Genomic DNA, 15684 nt, shown 5'->3' on the forward strand with positions numbered 1-15684 from the left:
GATGCGGCGGTCAGGAGGCGGTTATGCGGAAAGGGGTGGCAGGTTATGAGGGAAGCAGCGGCAGCAGCGCGTTGAGGCGCCCGGACGCGAAACCGGACAGGTCCAGCGAGCAGAAGGTGAAGCCGGCGGCGCGGATCGCGGCGTCGACGCGCTCGCGCAGTTCACACGCGCGCGGGATCTCGGCCTGGGGCACCTCGATCCGGGCGAGTGTGCCGCCGGCGTGGGCGCGCACCCGGCACACCGGGAAGCCGAGGTCGCGCAGCGCGGCCTCGGCGGCCTCGATTCTGCGCAGGACCTCCGGGGTGACCGGGTCGCCGTAGCTGACGCGTGAGGCCAGGCAGGGCGCGGCGGGTTTGTCGGCGGTGACCAGGCCGAGTGCCCGGCTGACGGCGCGGACGTCGGCCTTGGTGAGCCCGGCGTCCACCAGTGGGGCGACGGCCCCGCGCTCGGCCGCGGCCCGCTGGCCGGGGCGGTGGTCGCCGAGGTCGTCGAGGTTGGTGCCGAGCGCGATCCGGGCGTCCATGGCGGCCGCCAGCGGGGCGAGCGCGTCGAACAGCGCGGACTTGCAGTGGTAGCAGCGGTCGCGGCCGTTGGCGGCGTACTCGGGCCGGTCGGCCTCGTCGGTGCGGACCTCAAGGTGGGGCAGGCCGTGGCGGCGCGCGAAGTCGCGGGCCGCGGCCCGCTCCGAGGCGGCCAGGCTGGGGGAGACCGCGGTGACGGCGAGCGCCCGGGTTCCGAGCACCCGGGCGGCGGCGAAGGCGAGCAGCGCGGAGTCCGCGCCGCCGGAGTAGGCGACGACGATCGCGCTCTCCTCGCGCAGCCGCGCCGTCAGGCGCTCCAGGGCACCGTCCGGGGCACCGTCCGGGGCGCTGTCGGGAGCGCCGTCCGGAGCGTTCGCCGTCGTCCGGTCGGCGGGAGCAGGGCGGTCACTCACCGGCGCCTCCATACGTGCGTGAGCCCGTGAGGCTCTCCTCGACCCCGAGGACGTGCAGGGCGGCGTGGAGCCGGGCCCGCTCGGCGTCCCGTGCCAGCAGCGCCCGATGCACGGCCCGGTGCTCCCGCAGGGTGCGCTGGACCGCCTCGGGGTCGCTCATGCCGCGCCAGATCCTGGCCCGCACGGTGCGGCCGGACATGTTGTGGATGACCGCGGCGAGCACGGCGTTGCCGCAGTGGGAGGTGATGAGGGCGTGGAAGTCCTGGTCGAGGGCGACGAGCTTCTCGTGGTCGATGACGCTCGCCGCGGCGACCTTCTCGGCGTCGTCGAGCAGCTCGCCCAGACGGGCCAGGTCGGTGTCGGGAATGCGCGTGGCGGCGAGGGCCGTCGCCTCCGCCTCCAGGATTCTGCGGACGTGCAGGAACTGCCCGGCGCCGGCGTCCAGGTGGATGTCGGCGACGAAACTCATCCCGTCCAGCAGCAGGTCCGGAGACAGGCTGGTGACGTAGGTGCCGTCCCCCTGGCGCGTCTGCAGGACCCGCATGGCGATCAGCGCGCGTACGGCCTCACGCAGGGTGTTGCGGGCGACGCCGAGCTGTTCGGCGAGGTCCTTCTCGGCGGGAAGCTTCTGCCCCGGGCGCAGCTTCCCGTCGATGATCATCTGTTTGACCGTGTCGATCGCCGTCTCGATGGCGCCCACTCAGCCTCCCCAATGGTGGCCATCAGGGTAGCGGTAGCCGGCGATCGACTCGGCATGCATGCGGGCGCTGTAGCCGGGAGCCTCGGGCAGCCGGTAGTGGCCGCGCTCGATGCGGACGGGATCGGTGAAGTGCTCGTGCAGGTGGTCGACGTACTCGAGGACCCGGCTGTCCAGGCTGCCGCTCACGCAGACGTAGTCGACGACCGACATGTGCTGGACCAGCTCGCACAGGCCCACGCCCCCCGCGTGCGGGCAGACCGGCACGCCGAACTTGGCCGCCATCAGCAGCACGGGGACGATCTCGTTGACCGACGCCAGCCGGCAGGAGTCGATCTGGCAGTAGTCGATCGCGCCGGCCTGCAGGAGTTGCTTGAACATGACCCGGTTGTGACAGTGTTCGCCGGTGGCGACGCCGACGGGGGCGACGGCCTTGCGAATGGCCGCGTGGCCGAGGACGTCGTCGGGGCTGGTCGGCTCCTCGATCCACAGCGGCTCGTACGGCGCGAGCCGGTTGACCCACTCGATGGCCTGGGGCACGTCCCACACCTGGTTGGCGTCGATCATCAGCGTGCGCTCGCCGAGCTCCTCCCGGGCGATCGACAGGCGGCGGACGTCGTCCTCGACGTTCGCGCCGACCTTGAGCTTGACGTGCGTCCAGCCGTCGGCGACGGCCTCACGGAGAAGGTGGCGCAGTTTGTCGTCGTCGTAGCCGAGCCAGCCCGGGGTGGTGTTGTAGGCGGGGTAGCCGCGCTCGGCGAGCTCGGCGATCCGTTCCGCACGGGTCGGCGCGAGCCTGGCCAGCATCTCGACGGCCTCGGCGGGGGTCAGCACGTCGGACAGATAACGGAAGTCGCAGGCGGCCACCAGCTCCTCGGGCGACATGTCGGCAATGAGGCGCCACAAAGGCACGCCGGCCCGGCGTGCGGCAAGGTCCCAGGCGGCGTTCAGCACGGCGGCGGCGGCGAGGTGCACCACGCCTTTCTCCGGGCCGAGCCAGCGCAGCTGGCTGTCGGACATGATCTCCCGGTAAAGGCCGCCAAGGTCGCCTGCCAGCTCGTCCACGTCACGCCCGGCCAGCCGGGCCCCGATCTGCCGGGCCGCGGCCACGCACAGGTCGTTGCCGCGCCCGATGGTGAACGTCAGGCCGTACCCGGCGAGGTCGCCGTCGGTCTCCAGCACCACGTACGCCGCCGAGTAGTCGCCGTCCGGGTTCATCGCGTCCGAGCCGTCGAGTGTCGCGGAGGTGGGGAACCTGATGTCGATCACGTCCACGGAAGTGATCACCGGCATGGGCGTACTCCAATTGGTCGGATGAATATGGATCGAACAGTAGGGTCACCGGGGGCGATGGTCAAGAGAATCGGCAAATGCCCCATAAGAGGCTTTACTTCAACCCGATGAATCTGACAGGCTCGGCACAACATACGCACCTGTGACACCAGCGGGAGAAGGCAGATCGTGAAGCTGTTGCGAGTGGGTCCGGCGGGTGAGGAGCGGCCTTGCGTCCTGGGACCGGACGGGCGGGTGCTCGACCTGTCGTCGCTGACGGCCGACATCGACGGCGCGTTCCTCGCGGGAGGAGGCGTCGAGCGCGTGCGGACCGCCATGGCGGAGGGCGCCCTGCCCGAGGCCGGGCCGTACGAGCGCGTGGGCGCGCCGATCGCCAGGCCGGGGAAGATCGTGTGCATCGGCCTGAACTACTCCGACCACGCGGAGGAGACCGGGGCGGCGATCCCCGCCGAGCCGGTGGTGTTCATGAAGGCCTCCAACACGCTCGTCGGTCCGGACGACGAGGTGCTCGTGCCGCGGCGCAGCGTGAAGACCGACTACGAGGTCGAGCTGGCGGTGATCCTCGGCCGGACGGCCCGTTATCTCGACTCCCCGGACGACGCGGCCGAGGTGATCGCCGGCTACGCGATCGCCAACGACGTGTCGGAGCGGGAGTTCCAGAACGAGCGCGGCGGCCAGTGGGACAAGGGCAAGTCGTGTGAGACGTTCAACCCGCTCGGCCCGTGGCTGGTGACGGCGGACGAGGTAGGCGACCCGCAGGCGCTGGGTCTGCGGCTGTGGGTCAACGGCGAGCCGCGCCAGAACGGGAACACGAAGAACCAGATCTTCGGCGTGCATCACGTGATCTGGTACCTCAGCCAGTTCATGGTGCTGGAGCCGGGCGACGTGGTGAACACCGGCACCCCGGCGGGGGTGGCACTCGGCCGTGGTCCCCAGGCGTACCTGCGGGAGGGTGACGTGGTGGAGCTGGAGATCGACGGCCTCGGCCGCCAGCGCCAGCGGGTGGGCCAGGCATGAGTGAGGAGTTCGAGGGCCTGGTGGCGATCGTCACCGGCGGCGCCTCGGGCATCGGCAGGGCCGTCGCCGAGGAACTGGCCGCACGGGGCGCCCGGGTCGCCGTCCTGGACCTCAAGGACACCGAGTTCGTCTGCGACGTCACCGACGACGCCTCCGTACGCGCGGCGGTGGCGGCGGTGGCCGAGCGGTACGGCCGCATCGACGTGCTGGTGAACAACGCGGGCATCGGCGCGCAGGGCACGGTGGCCGACAACGACGACGCCGAATGGCTGCGGGTGTTCGACCTGAACGTGGTGGGGATCGCCCGGGTGACCCGGGCGGCGCTGCCGCACCTGCGCACGTCCCCGCACGCGGCGATCGTCAACACCTGCTCGATCGCCGCCACCGCGGGGCTGCCGCAGCGGGCGCTGTATTCGGCGTCCAAGGGGGCGGTGCTCGCGCTCACCCGCGCGATGGCGGCCGACCATCTCCGCGAGGGGATCCGGGTCAACTGCGTCAACCCCGGCACCGTCGACACCCCCTGGGTCGGCCGGCTGCTGGACGCCGCCCCCGACCCGCAGGCCGAGCGCGCGGCGTTGTCCGCCCGCCAGCCGCACGGCCGCCTGGTCACGGCGGAGGAGGTCGCCCACGCCGTCGCGTACCTGGCCAGCCCGCGCGCGGGGTCGACGGCCGGGGTCGAGCTGGCCGTGGACGGCGGGATGTCCGGCCTGCGGCTGAGGCCGGTGACCTCGTGAAGGTCTCCCTCGGGCGGTACGGGCTGGGCACCGCGCCGCTGGGCGGCCTGTTCGCGCCGGTGAGCGAACAGCAGGCCGAGCAGGCGCTGGCCGCCGCGTGGGAGGCGGGCATCCGCTACTTCGACACCGCGCCGCACTACGGGACAGGCCTGGCGGAGGAGCGTCTCGGACGCTTCCTGCGCGGCCTGCCCGAGCAGGCCGCGGCGGAGGCGGTCGTCTCCACGAAGATCGGCCGCGTCCTGGTGCCCGGGCAGGGCGAGGAGGACGGGTTCCCCGGCCGCACGCAGTACGTACGGGTGCGGGACTACAGCCGCGACGGCGTGCTGCGCTCGCTGGACGACAGCCTGAGCCGAACCGGGCTGGACCGGTTCGACCTGGTGTTCATCCACGACCCGGACGACCACTGGGAGCAGGCCGCGGGCGAGGCGTACCCCGCGCTGGCCGAGCTGCGCGACCAGGGAGTGATCGGTGCTATCGGCGCCGGGATGAACCAGGCCGAGATGCTGACCAGGTTCGTCCGCGAGACCGACCTGGACGCCGTGCTGGTCGCGGGACGCTACACGCTGCTCGACCGCTCCGCCGCCGGGGAGTTGCTGCCCGAATGCGAACGGCGCGGCGTCGCCGTCGTCGCGGCCGGGGTGTTCAACAGCGGGATCCTGGCGGGCGGCGCCACCTACGACTACGACGCCGCCCCGCCGGCCGTGTTGCAGCGGGCGCGCGAGCTGGAGCGGATCTGCGCGTCGTACGGCGTGCCGCTGCCGGCGGCGGCCCTATTGTTCCCGCGCCGGCATCCGGCCGTCACCACGGTCCTGTTCGGCGCGCGCAGCGCGGAGGAGGTGCGGGAGGACCTCGATCTGGCCGCCACCCCCGTGCCCGGGGAACTGTGGGAGGAGCTGGACCATGCGGGTTGAGCTCGCCTACGGCGCCGACGGGCTCGTGGTGGACCTGCCGGACGACCGGACCACGGTGATCGCTCCGGTCGCCCGGCCCGCCGTGGCGGACGAGGCCGCCGAGGTGCTGCGGGCGCTGCGCGAACCGGTCGCGGGACCGCCGCTGCGGGAGCGGGTGCGGCCCGGCCAGACGGTGGCGATCTCCGCCTGTGACGGCACGAGACCCCAGCCGCGCCACCTGATGATCCCGGCGATCCTGGCGGAGCTGGACGGGATCGTCGACATCGGTGACATCGTGATCCTGGTGGCCACCGGCACCCACCGCGGCAACACCGGCACCGAACTGCGCGCGATGTTCGGCGACCAGGTCGTCGACGCCGTACGGATCGTCAACCACGACTCGCGTGACGCGTCGTCCCTCAGATGGATGGGCCGTCACGGTAAGGACGTGCCGGTCTGGCTGAACCGGGAGTGGACGGACGCCGACGTGCGGATCACGACCGGCTTCGTCGAGCCGCACTTCTTCGCCGGGTTCTCCGGCGGCCCCAAACTGGTCGCGCCCGGCCTCGCCGCCCTGGAGACCGTGCTCACGCTGCACGACGCGGCCCGCATCGGTGATCCCCGCGCCACCTGGGGAGTCATCGAGGGCAACCCGGTGCACGACGACGTCCGCGCCATCGCGGAGGCGACCGGCGTCACCTTCGCCCTCGACGTCGTGCTCAACCGGGAGCAGAAGATCGTGCGCGCGTTCGGCGGCGACCTGCCGGCGATGCACGCCGCCGCCACGGCCGCCGCCCGCGCCGCCGCGATGCGCCCGGTCGCCGAGCCCTTCGACGTGGTCGTCACCACCAACGCCGGTTTCCCGCTGGACCAGAACCTCTACCAGTCCGTGAAGGGCATGAGCGCCGCCGCCCAGGTCGTCAGGCCCGGCGGCACGATCATCTGTGCCGCCGAGTGCCGGGACGGGTTCCCCGACCACGGCTCCTACCGCGAGGTGCTCACCTCCGCGGCCTCCCCGGACGCGTTGTTCGCGGAGATCTCCCGCCGCACCGAGACCGTGCCCGACCAGTGGCAGGTCCAGATCCAGGCCCGCATCCAGCGGCAGGCCCGTGTGATCATGCACACCTCGCACCTGAGCGACGCCGACCTCGCCGCCGCCCACCTGGAGCAGACCGGCGACATCGCCGCCACGGTGCGGGACCTGCCCGGCCGGGTCTGCGTCCTGCCCGAGGGGCCCATGACCATTCCGTACCTCGGGGGAGGATGACCGTGCTCCGCTACCCCCTGATCCACCCGCCGCTGCTGTCCGCGCTCGCGGCCACCGGCCACGGATCGCGCATCCTGCTCGCCGACGCCAACTACGCCCACGCCACCAACGTGCGGGCCGGCGCCCCGGTGATCCACCTCAACCTGCGTCCCGGGCTGGTCCGCGTGGACGACGTCCTGGAGGTTCTCGTGGACGCCGTGCCGCTGGAGTCGGTCCACTCGATGCGTCCGGACGAAGGCGGCGAGCCCGAGGCGCTCACCGGCTACCGGCGGTTGCTCGGCCCGGACCGGCCCGTCGAACCCATGGAACGTCTCGCGTTCTACGAGGCCGCGAAGGGCCCCGATGTCGCCTTCGCCGTGGCGACCGGCGACGACCGGCTCTACGCGAACCTCCTGCTGACCGTCGGATACATCCTTCCGTCATGAACAGGCGGAGCGAACGCGACCACGCGCCGTCGGGCGGGAGGAAGTCGTGAGCGACGCCCTCGACCTCGGTTACGCGCGCCTCGACCTCGACCGCGAGGCGCGCCAGGGACTGCCCGAGATCGTCTATGGTCCGGGCAAACAGGTGCCCGAGATCACCGGGATCGTCACCGCGCTGCTCGGCCGCAACACCGGGCCCGTCCTGGTGACCAGGGTCGGCCCCGACGCCGCCGCGGCCGTGCTCGGGCGCGTTCCCGGCGGCCGGTACGACCGGGACGCCCGGCTGCTGGTCTGGCGCGAGGCACGGGCGATCGAGCACACGGTCGCCGTGGTCACGGCCGGGACGGCGGACGGCCCGGTGGCCGCCGAGGCCGCGGCCGTCGCGTCCGCCCTCGGCCTGCGCACCACCCTGATCAGGGACGTGGGAGTGGCCGGGCTGCATCGCGTGCTCGCCGCCGTCGAGGACCTGCGCGCGGCCGACAGCGTCATCGTCATCGCCGGTATGGAAGGGGCGCTGGCGAGCGTGGTCGGCGGCCTGGTCGAGACGCCGGTGATCGCCGTGCCCACCAGCACCGGGTACGGCGCCGCGCTGGAGGGCGTGACGGCCCTGCTCGCCATGCTCACCTCGTGCGCGGCGGGGATCACCGTGGTCAACATCGACTCGGGATTCGGCGCCGCGCTGGCGGCCTTCCGCCTCACGAGGGGGCCGAGATGATCCTCTTCCTGAATCCGTTCACCGGCCTGGCCGGCGACATGCTGCTCGGGGCGCTCCTGGACGCGGGCGCCTCCCTCGACGCCGTACGCCGGGCCGTCGCCCTGACCGGCCTGACCGGGTGGCGGCTGGACGCCGAGCGGGTGCGGACCGGAGCGCTGACCGCCACCCGCGTGCGGATCGACGTCGAGGACGACGCCAGTGAGCGCCCCGCCGCGGAGCTGATCGCGATGGCGGCCCGGGCCGGCCTGCCCGTCGCCGACGCGGCGCTGACCGCGATCGCCGAGGCCGAGGGCGCGCTGCACGGTGTTCCGGCCGCCGGCGTGCATCTGCACGAGCTCGGCGGGCACGACACGCTGATCGACATCGTCGGCTGCGCGGCGGCCCTGCGCGACCTGGGGGTGACGCGCGTCCACTGCGCACCGCTGCCGCTGGGCAGCGGCACCGTGCGGACCCGTCACGGGGTGCTGCCCGTGCCCGCTCCCGCCACGCTCGCCCTGCTGAAGGGGGCGCGGGTACGCGGCGGAGCGGCGGGGGAGGCGGTCACGCCGACCGGGGCGGCCCTGCTCCACGCCGCGGGCACGGCGTACGGCGCGGTCCCGGAGATGGAACTGCACGCCACGGGGTACGGCGCGGGCACCCGTGAGCTGCCCGACCGGCCGAACGTGACGGTGGCGATGCTCGGCAGGCCCACCGCCGGCCCGGACCACCAGGTCGTCCTCTCGACGAACCTCGACGACGTGACCGGCGAGATCCTCGGGCACGTCATCGAGCGCGCCCTGGCCGCGGGCGCGGCGGACGCGTGGACCACTCCGGCGGTCATGAAGAAAGGCCGGCCCGCGCAGGTCCTGCACGTGCTCGCGCCCGCGGAACTGGCCGGCCGTCTGCAGGAACTCGTCCTGGCGGAGACGGGCAGCCTGGGGCTGCGGCGCAGCGTGGTGGAGAAGGTGGCGCTGCCCCGGCACTTCGAGACCGTGCGGCTGTACGGCCAGGACGTGCGGATGAAGCACGGGCCGTGGGGGGTCAAGCCCGAGCACGACGACCTGGCCAGGCTGGCCCAGGTCACCGGAAAACCATTACGGGAACTGGCACGAGAGGCATTCGACGCGCTGTGACATCCACCGTGACACCCGATGCGACGCCCACTCAGGCGATCGTCGACGCTCACCACCATCTCTGGGAACTGTCCCGGCGGCCGCAGACCTGGCTCGATCCTCCGCGGATGGCGCCGATCCGCCGCGACTTCACCCCTTCCGACCACGCCGCCGTCGCGGCGGAAGCGGGGATCGGGAGCTCGGTGCTCGTCCAGGTCCTGCCCGACGCCGAGGAGACCCGGGAGTTCCTCGCGCTGGCGGCGCGGTCGGACACCGTCGCCGCCGTGGTGGGCTGGGCGGACCTCACCCGGCCCGATCTCGCCGCCGAACTCGCCGCGCTCGCCGCCTCACCGGGCGGTGAACTGCTGCGCGGCATCCGCCACCTGGTGCAGGGCGAACCCGACCCCCGCTGGCTCGCCCGCGACGACGTCCGCGAGGGACTGCGTCAGGTCGCGGCGGCCGGGCTCGTCTACGACCTGCTCGTCCTGCCCCACCAGCTGCCCGCCGCGATCGAGACCGTACGGGCCCTTCCCGAGCTGACCTTCGTCCTCGACCACCTGGCCAAACCTCCGGTCGCGTCCGGCGAGCTCGAACCGTGGGCCGGTCTGATCCGCGAGCTGGCCGCCGAGCCGAACGTGACGGCCAAGCTCTCCGGCCTGATCACCGAGGCGGACTGGGACGACTGGGACGCGGCGCGGCTGCGGCCGTACGCCGATGTCGCGCTCGACGCGTTCGGTCCCGGGCGTCTGATGTTCGGCTCCGACTGGCCCGTCTGCCTCCTCGCGGGCGCACTGCCCCTGTGGGCCGAGACCGTGCGCGCGCTGCTCACGGACGCCGGGCTGTCGGCCGCCGAGCGTGACGCGGTCTTCAGGGGAACGGCGGAACGCGTCTACCGCCTGAGCACATGAACGCGCGCGAGCGGCGGGCCGACTCCCATCGAGGGGTCACCCGCGGCTGACGACGCCACAGGTCGCGGTCGCTCCGGCTCAGGCGGGCCCGCCGTCCGCCAGGATGCGTTCCAGCGTGCGCCGGCCCATCCGGGCCATGACGGGATTGGTGTCGAGGTAGTACCAGACGAGTCCCATCGCCTGTTCGAAGGCCCACGCCTTGCCTCGCTCCCACTCCAGGTCGTCGCACTCCAGGTAGAGGCGGAGCGCCCGGCGCGGCCCCGCCTCCAGCAGGTGCCAGGCGCTCACGAGGTCGAGAGCGGGATCGGCCGGCCCGAAGCCGCCGGCGTCGAGAATCCCCGCCAGGCGCCCGGCGGACACGAGCACGTTGCCGGGAATGAGATCGCCGTGGCACATCACGTCCGCCGCCTCGCGGGGCAGGACGCGGAGCCTCGCCCAGATCCGGCGCAGCCGGGGAACGTCCAGCAGCCGTTCGCTGCGCTCGAAGCAGGTCTCCATCCAGGCGTCGTGGGAGCGCAGGTCGCCTCCCCGGCCCGAGCCGGCGAACGCACGGCCGCGGGTGCCGGCCGCACGCAGATCGGTGATGAGATCGGCGAGGTCGTGGGCGAACGCGATCGACTCGCCCGGATCCTCTTCGGTCGCCACGGTGCCGGGCAGCCACGTCTGCACCGCCCACGGAAGCGGGTACCCCGCGCCGGGCTCACCGAGCGCGACCGGCTCGGGTGTGGGAAAGCGGGTGCTGCCCGCCAGCTCGCGGGCCGCCTCCGCTTCGGACTCCAGCCGGCGCCGCACCTCGTCGGCCGGGCCGGGCTGCAGCGGGAACCGGGCCGTGAAACGGTCGCCGACGCGGAAGATCGCGTTGACCGTCCCGTGGGCGCCGACGCGTGTCACGGGCGGGCTCCGCCACTCGGGGAACTGCTCGTCCACCAAGGCGCGCACCGTCTCCTGGGTCACCGTCAGCTGGTCGGCGTGCATCCTCATGCCGGGAGCGTTCCGCGTTCCGGCCCGGTCCCGCAACGCTTTTTCGGCTCCGGTCACCGTTATGTTTCCGGCGCCGGGGAACGAAGGAATTCACGGCCGGTAGGAAATAGGGAAATCGCCGAGACGTCCGCGGCCGAAGCCGGCCAAGGCGAACCGAAACCTTTCTGTCGTCTGTTCACTGTCGAAATACGCCTCACTAGCGTGTCCTCCCGGCAGGGCACCTGCGCCCTGCGAAGAGGTGGGAGGACGTGTCTGATGACTGATTCCGGCAACGGATTCCACGTTGGCCGGCGGTCCGTGCTGGCCGGTGTCGCGGGCCTGCTGGGAGCGGCGGCGCTGCCCGCGGCCGCCGCGCACGCGGACCCGAAGGAGTTGCCGAACGGGAGCGCGCCGAAGGGGCGGTATCCGTCGAACTGGCCCGAGCTCGAGCCCTACGGCCTCGCGGATACGCGGCCGGACCTGTGGCCGCGCGACGACAACTCCTTCATCCTCCCGCTCGAGCGGCGCCCCCGCGACGAGGAGCTCGGCCGGGTCTGGATGCGGGACACCTACGTCAACTGCTTCGTCGTGGACGGCCGTCCGGTCTACGTCGCCACGGGCACCACCCGGGTGCCCGGGCTCCAGGCGGCAGGCCCGTGGAACGACGGCATCTTCGTGTGGACGGCCCCGTCCCTGCACGGGCCGTGGCGGCTGGCCGACACCACCGGCATCCGGCCGGACGCCGAGAAGGGCAAGGTGTGGTCGCCCGAGTTCGCCGGCGAGAACCGGCCCGGGCGCACGGTCGTCGCGCCGTGGCAGGAGTACTGGTACGACGACCAGTTCGGCAAGCGCGGCAACGCCTGGGCGCCGGAGGTGCACTACTTCCGCGGCAAGTGGTACATCGTCGCGTGCATGGGCGACCACTCGCAGAAGGTCGGTTCGTTCATGCTCGTGAGCGAGGGCGGCGTCGAGGGTCCGTACCGGCTCGTCGAGGGCAACCACGACAAGCCCTTCGGCGACTCCTTCATCGGGGGACCGGCCTTCATCAAGCCGGGCGCCTACCACCACATCGACGGCGGCCTCTACACCGAGGGCGACGACGCGTGGCTCGTGCTGCACAACAACCTGTACGCGAAGTTCCGGGATGACATGGAGGACATCGTCCCGGCGACGAACCTGCCGAAGTTCCAGCAGACGCCCTACGCGCCCGAGCCGTACCTGGAAGGCGCGTACGTCTTCAAGTACGGAGGCAAGTACTACCTCGTCCACGCCGCGTGGGATCGGTCGTCGGTCAATACGGACGGCAGCACGCGCTACGCCTACGACACGGCCGCGCCGGGCCGTGTGCAGTACCAGTACGACGCGGTCGTCGCCGTCGCGGACAGGTTCGAGGGGCCCTACTCCAGGCGCTGGACCCTGGGCGTCGGCGCCGGCCACAACAACATCTTCGCGGACCGCAGCGGCCAGTTGTGGGCGACGTTCTTCCGCAACCCCAACTTCGGCCACTGGGCCGACCCGTCGCGCGTCGCCGACGCCGCCGTGCCCGGTGTCGTACGGCTGGAGTGGACCGGCCCCGAGGGCAACCGCCTGTACGTCGCGCGCCGGAACCCGGGGCACGGCAAGGACTGATCACCACGTGTGGCGCCGCCGGCGGGCCGTCGTGATCCGCGGCCCGTCGCGGGCGGTCATGCCACGAGGCGCAGCGCCTCGGGCGTGAGGTCCCCGAGGGTGGGGTACCCGTCGACCGCCATGATGAGGTCGGCCTCGGCCAGGATGGAGCGCAGCACGTGCACGACGCCGTCGACGCCGCCGACCGCCAGGCCGTACGCGTAGGGCCGGCCGATCCCCACCGCGGTGGCGCCCAGCGCCAGCGCCTTGACGACGTCGGCGCCGCTGCGCACCCCCGAGTCGAACAGGACCGGCAGCCCGTCGGCGGCTTCGAGCACGCCGGGCAGGCACTCCAGGGCGGGCAGCCCTCCGTTGGCCTGCCGTCCGCCGTGGTTCGAACAGTAGACGGCGTCCGCGCCGTGGTCCTTGGCACGACGGACGTCGTCGGGGTGGCAGATGCCCTTGAGCATCAGCGGCAGCCGGGTCTGCGACCGCAGCCAGTCGAGGTCGTCCCACCGGAACGGCCCGCCGAAGATCGGCATCGTGCGCACCACCGCCTCGACGGCGTCCTCGCCGGGCCGCAGTCTCCGCCGGAACACCGGGTCTTCGGTGTAGTTGCGCAGGCAGCCGCTGGGCACCTGGGGGTAGTTCGAGCCGCGCAGGTCCCGGGGCCGCCAGCCGGTGACCCAGGTGTCGAGGGTGACCGCGATGCCCTTGAAACCGGCCGCCTCGGCGCGCCGCACCAGACTCGCGGCCAGGTCCCGATCCGGCGGCGTGTAGAGCTGGAAGAAGCCGGGCGTGCCGTCCAGCGCCGCCGCGACGTCCTCCATCGGATCGGCGGAAAGGGTCGCCGCGAAGAACGGGACGCCCGTACGGGCGGAGGCCCGCGCGCATGCGAGGTCGCCGTGGTCGTCCTGGGCGCAGACCCCGATCACCCCGATGGGCGCCATGAACACCGGTGAGGGCAGCTTCGTCCCGAACAACTCGATCGACATGTCACGCTCGGCGGGAGCGACCAACATCCGCGGATACAGGCCCCAGCGCTTGAACGCCTCGCAGTTGGCCCGCTGGGTGTGCTCGTCACCGGCGCCCCCGGCCACATACCCCCAGACCTTCGGCCGCATCGCGGCCGACGCCTTCTTCTCCAGCTCCGCGAATGTCATGGGATACGGCGGCTGCCTGCCGGTCCGTCCCTGGGCGTACAGCTCGTTTTGGTACTCCGCGTAATTCATACGTGCGCGTTACCCCCGGCACGATGCATCACCCGAGGCGGGCGGCCAAGTATTCGGAAAAGAGCCCGGAGCGATGCCGACGGAGATTGACACGTGAGATGTCCGCACTGCGAATAGGCATTTCTCGATCTCCCGGTGACCGTGCCGAGAAATGCCGGGCGTGCGCCCCGCCGTCGCTCACCGCTTCAGCGTGACCCTCTTCCTCGACGCGCCCGGGAACACGACGACCAGGTGCTCCTCTCCCGTCTCGCCCATCCGCACGTGGACACGGAGCCGGTAGCGGCCCTTCCCCGCGATCGCCAGGTTCGGCATGGGCGCACCCGCCCCCACCTCGTCGTAGCCCATCTCCGGCACGGTGAGTCTGCCGCTGCGGCTGACGATCGGCACCTCGGCGACCTGATCCCACCCGGCCGTCCGCCGAGGCGGCGGGGTGCGGAGGGCCTTCACCGTGAGGCACAGATCGATGACGTCCTCGACATGCCCGACGAGCGCCGTGCTGCCGGCCACCCCGACGAGGGCGTTGTCGTCGTAGAGGTCGTCGACGGCCCGCTCCGCCTCGTCGTCGGCTGTTTCGTCATCGGGGTCGTGGACGAAGTAGCCGTGGTCGCCGTCGGCGAACAGGAAGTATTTGGCCGTGGCCTGGACGACACCCTTCGTCCGGGGCCACGGGTCGCGGCACTTCGCGTTCTCCTCGGCGATGTAGGCGGCGTTCGCCGCCTCCGTCTCCGCGGTCGACCGCAGCAGCTCGGGATGGGTCGCGCCGACGATCTCCGGGCAGACGTAGACGAGGTCCCACGGGTCCGCGCCCCAGGCGGGCCGCGCGCTCCCGGCCCGCGTCAGGATCGCCTTCTGCTCCTCGCGGTCCTTCGCCCGGCACAGCGCCCGCCCGTACGCGAGGACCTGCTGGTCCGACAGGCTGTCGGGGAAGATGGGCGAGACGCCGTCGTCCGTGCTCCGCGCCCGGCACAGGAACACGGCCTCGCGTTCCGCGGGTTTCAGGTCGCCGAAGCTGGGCCGGTCGTAGCAGTCCGCCGACCAGCCGGTGTAGGTGAGGTGCGGGGTCTGCTCCGGGTGGATCATCGTGATGACCGGCAGCAGGGCCACGGCCGCCACCGCGACGCGGATCGCGCGCCGCCGCGCGGGCGGAAGGTCCGCCGGGCGGCCCTCGGCGGCCAGTTCGCGGGCGGTCGCCGCGATCCACACGGTGCCGACGAGTCCCAGCGCGTCCATCATCACCGGTATCACCAGATCGTCGCCGCCGGGGATCCTCCCGAAGAAGACGTTGAGCGGGATCACCAGCGCGTAGGCGCCCAGCGACACCCACCCGGCGGCCTGCGTGCCGCGGCTCCACCGGCCGTCGCGCCGCTGCCCGGCGAGCGTGACGATGATCGCGGCCACTCCGCCCAGCATGAAGCCCAGCTCGACGATGCCGCCCCTGCCGAGCTCCGGGAGGTCGAGCTCGTCGAGCAGTTCGTCGGCCATCGCGGCCAGCTCGACCGCGAAGATCGCTCCGGCCGCCGTGCGCAGCATGCGGGACCGCCAGCGGATGACCAGCAGGTAGAGGACGTCGATCGCGGTCCACAGCGCGAGCTGGAACGCCGCGTCGACCGCGTCGGGGAGCACCGCGATCGGGAGCCACAGCACGAGGGCGTACGCCACCGCCAGATACAGCAGGCGGCGCAGCGCCTTCTCCCGGCGGTCCAGCGGACCCCGCGCGGGGGCGCGCAGGATCAGCCACAGGAGCGCGGCCTTCGCCGGGGCGGCCGCGAGCAGCGCCACCGTCGTCGAGGTGTCGAACCCGCCGCGACCGTAGAACCCCGCATAGGGTGGCGGCGACCATTCGACGGCCACCCAGAGCCAGGCGTCGCCGAGCACCAGGCCCGCGACCGCCGCCGCAAAAACCAGGCCTACTGATC

The 15684-nt window shown here is 72.5% G+C and carries 15 protein-coding genes; 9 read left to right on the forward strand and 6 right to left on the reverse strand.

Features of this window, described 5'->3' with window-relative positions:
• Nucleotides 1–43: 43 nt before the first annotated feature.
• From larE to ACWEQG_RS32705, 3 genes are read right to left on the reverse strand one after another with little or no spacing between them, the layout of a single operon-like run.
• A complete protein-coding gene (larE, locus tag ACWEQG_RS32695) occupies nucleotides 44–934 on the reverse strand; it encodes an ATP-dependent sacrificial sulfur transferase LarE (RefSeq protein WP_452290677.1) in 891 nt (296 codons plus the stop codon).
• Complete coding sequence (locus ACWEQG_RS32700) at nucleotides 927–1634, reverse strand: FadR/GntR family transcriptional regulator (protein WP_452290679.1); 708 nt, start codon at nucleotides 1632–1634, stop codon at nucleotides 927–929. The genes larE and ACWEQG_RS32700 overlap by 8 nt, the downstream gene beginning before the upstream one ends.
• Nucleotides 1635–2924 carry an enolase C-terminal domain-like protein gene (locus tag ACWEQG_RS32705; RefSeq protein ID WP_452290681.1) on the reverse strand — a complete coding sequence of 430 codons (1290 nt, stop codon included), beginning with the start codon at nucleotides 2922–2924 and terminating at the stop codon, nucleotides 1635–1637. It lies immediately after the preceding gene.
• Between the two features lie 168 nt (nucleotides 2925–3092).
• Here ACWEQG_RS32705 and ACWEQG_RS32710 point away from each other — a divergent pair, with 168 nt between their 5' ends.
• From ACWEQG_RS32710 to ACWEQG_RS32745, 8 genes are read left to right on the forward strand one after another with little or no spacing between them, the layout of a single operon-like run.
• Nucleotides 3093–3941 carry a fumarylacetoacetate hydrolase family protein gene (locus ACWEQG_RS32710; RefSeq protein WP_452290683.1) on the forward strand — a complete coding sequence of 283 codons (849 nt, stop codon included), beginning with the start codon at nucleotides 3093–3095 and terminating at the stop codon, nucleotides 3939–3941.
• Entirely contained in the window at nucleotides 3938–4675 is a 738-nt protein-coding gene (locus ACWEQG_RS32715; protein WP_363466125.1) for an SDR family NAD(P)-dependent oxidoreductase, read from the forward strand. Before ACWEQG_RS32710 ends, ACWEQG_RS32715 begins: the two co-directional genes overlap by 4 nt.
• Nucleotides 4672–5586: an aldo/keto reductase gene (locus ACWEQG_RS32720; RefSeq protein ID WP_452290685.1), complete on the forward strand. Its 915-nt coding sequence runs from the start codon at nucleotides 4672–4674 to the stop codon at nucleotides 5584–5586. Before ACWEQG_RS32715 ends, ACWEQG_RS32720 begins: the two co-directional genes overlap by 4 nt.
• Nucleotides 5576–6832: a nickel-dependent lactate racemase gene (gene larA / locus ACWEQG_RS32725; RefSeq protein WP_452290687.1), complete on the forward strand. Its 1257-nt coding sequence runs from the start codon at nucleotides 5576–5578 to the stop codon at nucleotides 6830–6832. Before ACWEQG_RS32720 ends, larA begins: the two co-directional genes overlap by 11 nt.
• 2 nt (nucleotides 6833–6834) lie before the next feature.
• Nucleotides 6835–7257 carry an RbsD/FucU family protein gene (locus ACWEQG_RS32730; protein ID WP_452290689.1) on the forward strand — a complete coding sequence of 141 codons (423 nt, stop codon included), beginning with the start codon at nucleotides 6835–6837 and terminating at the stop codon, nucleotides 7255–7257.
• 46 nt (nucleotides 7258–7303) lie between these two features.
• Nucleotides 7304–7969 carry a nickel pincer cofactor biosynthesis protein LarB gene (gene larB / locus ACWEQG_RS32735; RefSeq protein ID WP_363466115.1) on the forward strand — a complete coding sequence of 222 codons (666 nt, stop codon included), beginning with the start codon at nucleotides 7304–7306 and terminating at the stop codon, nucleotides 7967–7969.
• Nucleotides 7966–9081 (forward strand): nickel pincer cofactor biosynthesis protein LarC, encoded by a 1116-nt coding sequence (larC, locus tag ACWEQG_RS32740; protein WP_363466113.1) that lies wholly within the window; start codon nucleotides 7966–7968, stop codon nucleotides 9079–9081. The genes larB and larC overlap by 4 nt, the downstream gene beginning before the upstream one ends.
• Nucleotides 9078–9968 (forward strand): amidohydrolase family protein, encoded by an 891-nt coding sequence (locus ACWEQG_RS32745; RefSeq protein ID WP_452290691.1) that lies wholly within the window; start codon nucleotides 9078–9080, stop codon nucleotides 9966–9968. Before larC ends, ACWEQG_RS32745 begins: the two co-directional genes overlap by 4 nt.
• A gap of 78 nt (nucleotides 9969–10046) precedes the next feature.
• Here the strand turns inward: ACWEQG_RS32745 and ACWEQG_RS32750 are convergent, their stop codons facing one another.
• Complete coding sequence (locus ACWEQG_RS32750; protein WP_452290693.1) at nucleotides 10047–10949, reverse strand: aminoglycoside phosphotransferase family protein; 903 nt, start codon at nucleotides 10947–10949, stop codon at nucleotides 10047–10049.
• 255 nt (nucleotides 10950–11204) lie between these two features.
• Here ACWEQG_RS32750 and ACWEQG_RS32755 point away from each other — a divergent pair, with 255 nt between their 5' ends.
• A complete protein-coding gene (locus tag ACWEQG_RS32755; RefSeq protein ID WP_452290695.1) occupies nucleotides 11205–12557 on the forward strand; it encodes a family 43 glycosylhydrolase in 1353 nt (450 codons plus the stop codon).
• Between the two features lie 56 nt (nucleotides 12558–12613).
• Here ACWEQG_RS32755 and ACWEQG_RS32760 read toward each other — a convergent pair whose 3' ends face one another.
• Nucleotides 12614–13768 carry an alpha-hydroxy-acid oxidizing protein gene (locus tag ACWEQG_RS32760; protein ID WP_452290697.1) on the reverse strand — a complete coding sequence of 385 codons (1155 nt, stop codon included), beginning with the start codon at nucleotides 13766–13768 and terminating at the stop codon, nucleotides 12614–12616.
• Nucleotides 13769–13945: 177 nt separating this feature from the next.
• Nucleotides 13946–15643, reverse strand: coding sequence for a hypothetical protein (locus tag ACWEQG_RS32765; RefSeq protein ID WP_452290699.1), 1698 nt, complete (start codon nucleotides 15641–15643; stop codon nucleotides 13946–13948).
• Nucleotides 15644–15684 lie beyond the last annotated feature (41 nt).

It is taken from the genome of Microbispora sp. NPDC004025 (genome assembly GCF_053604425.1).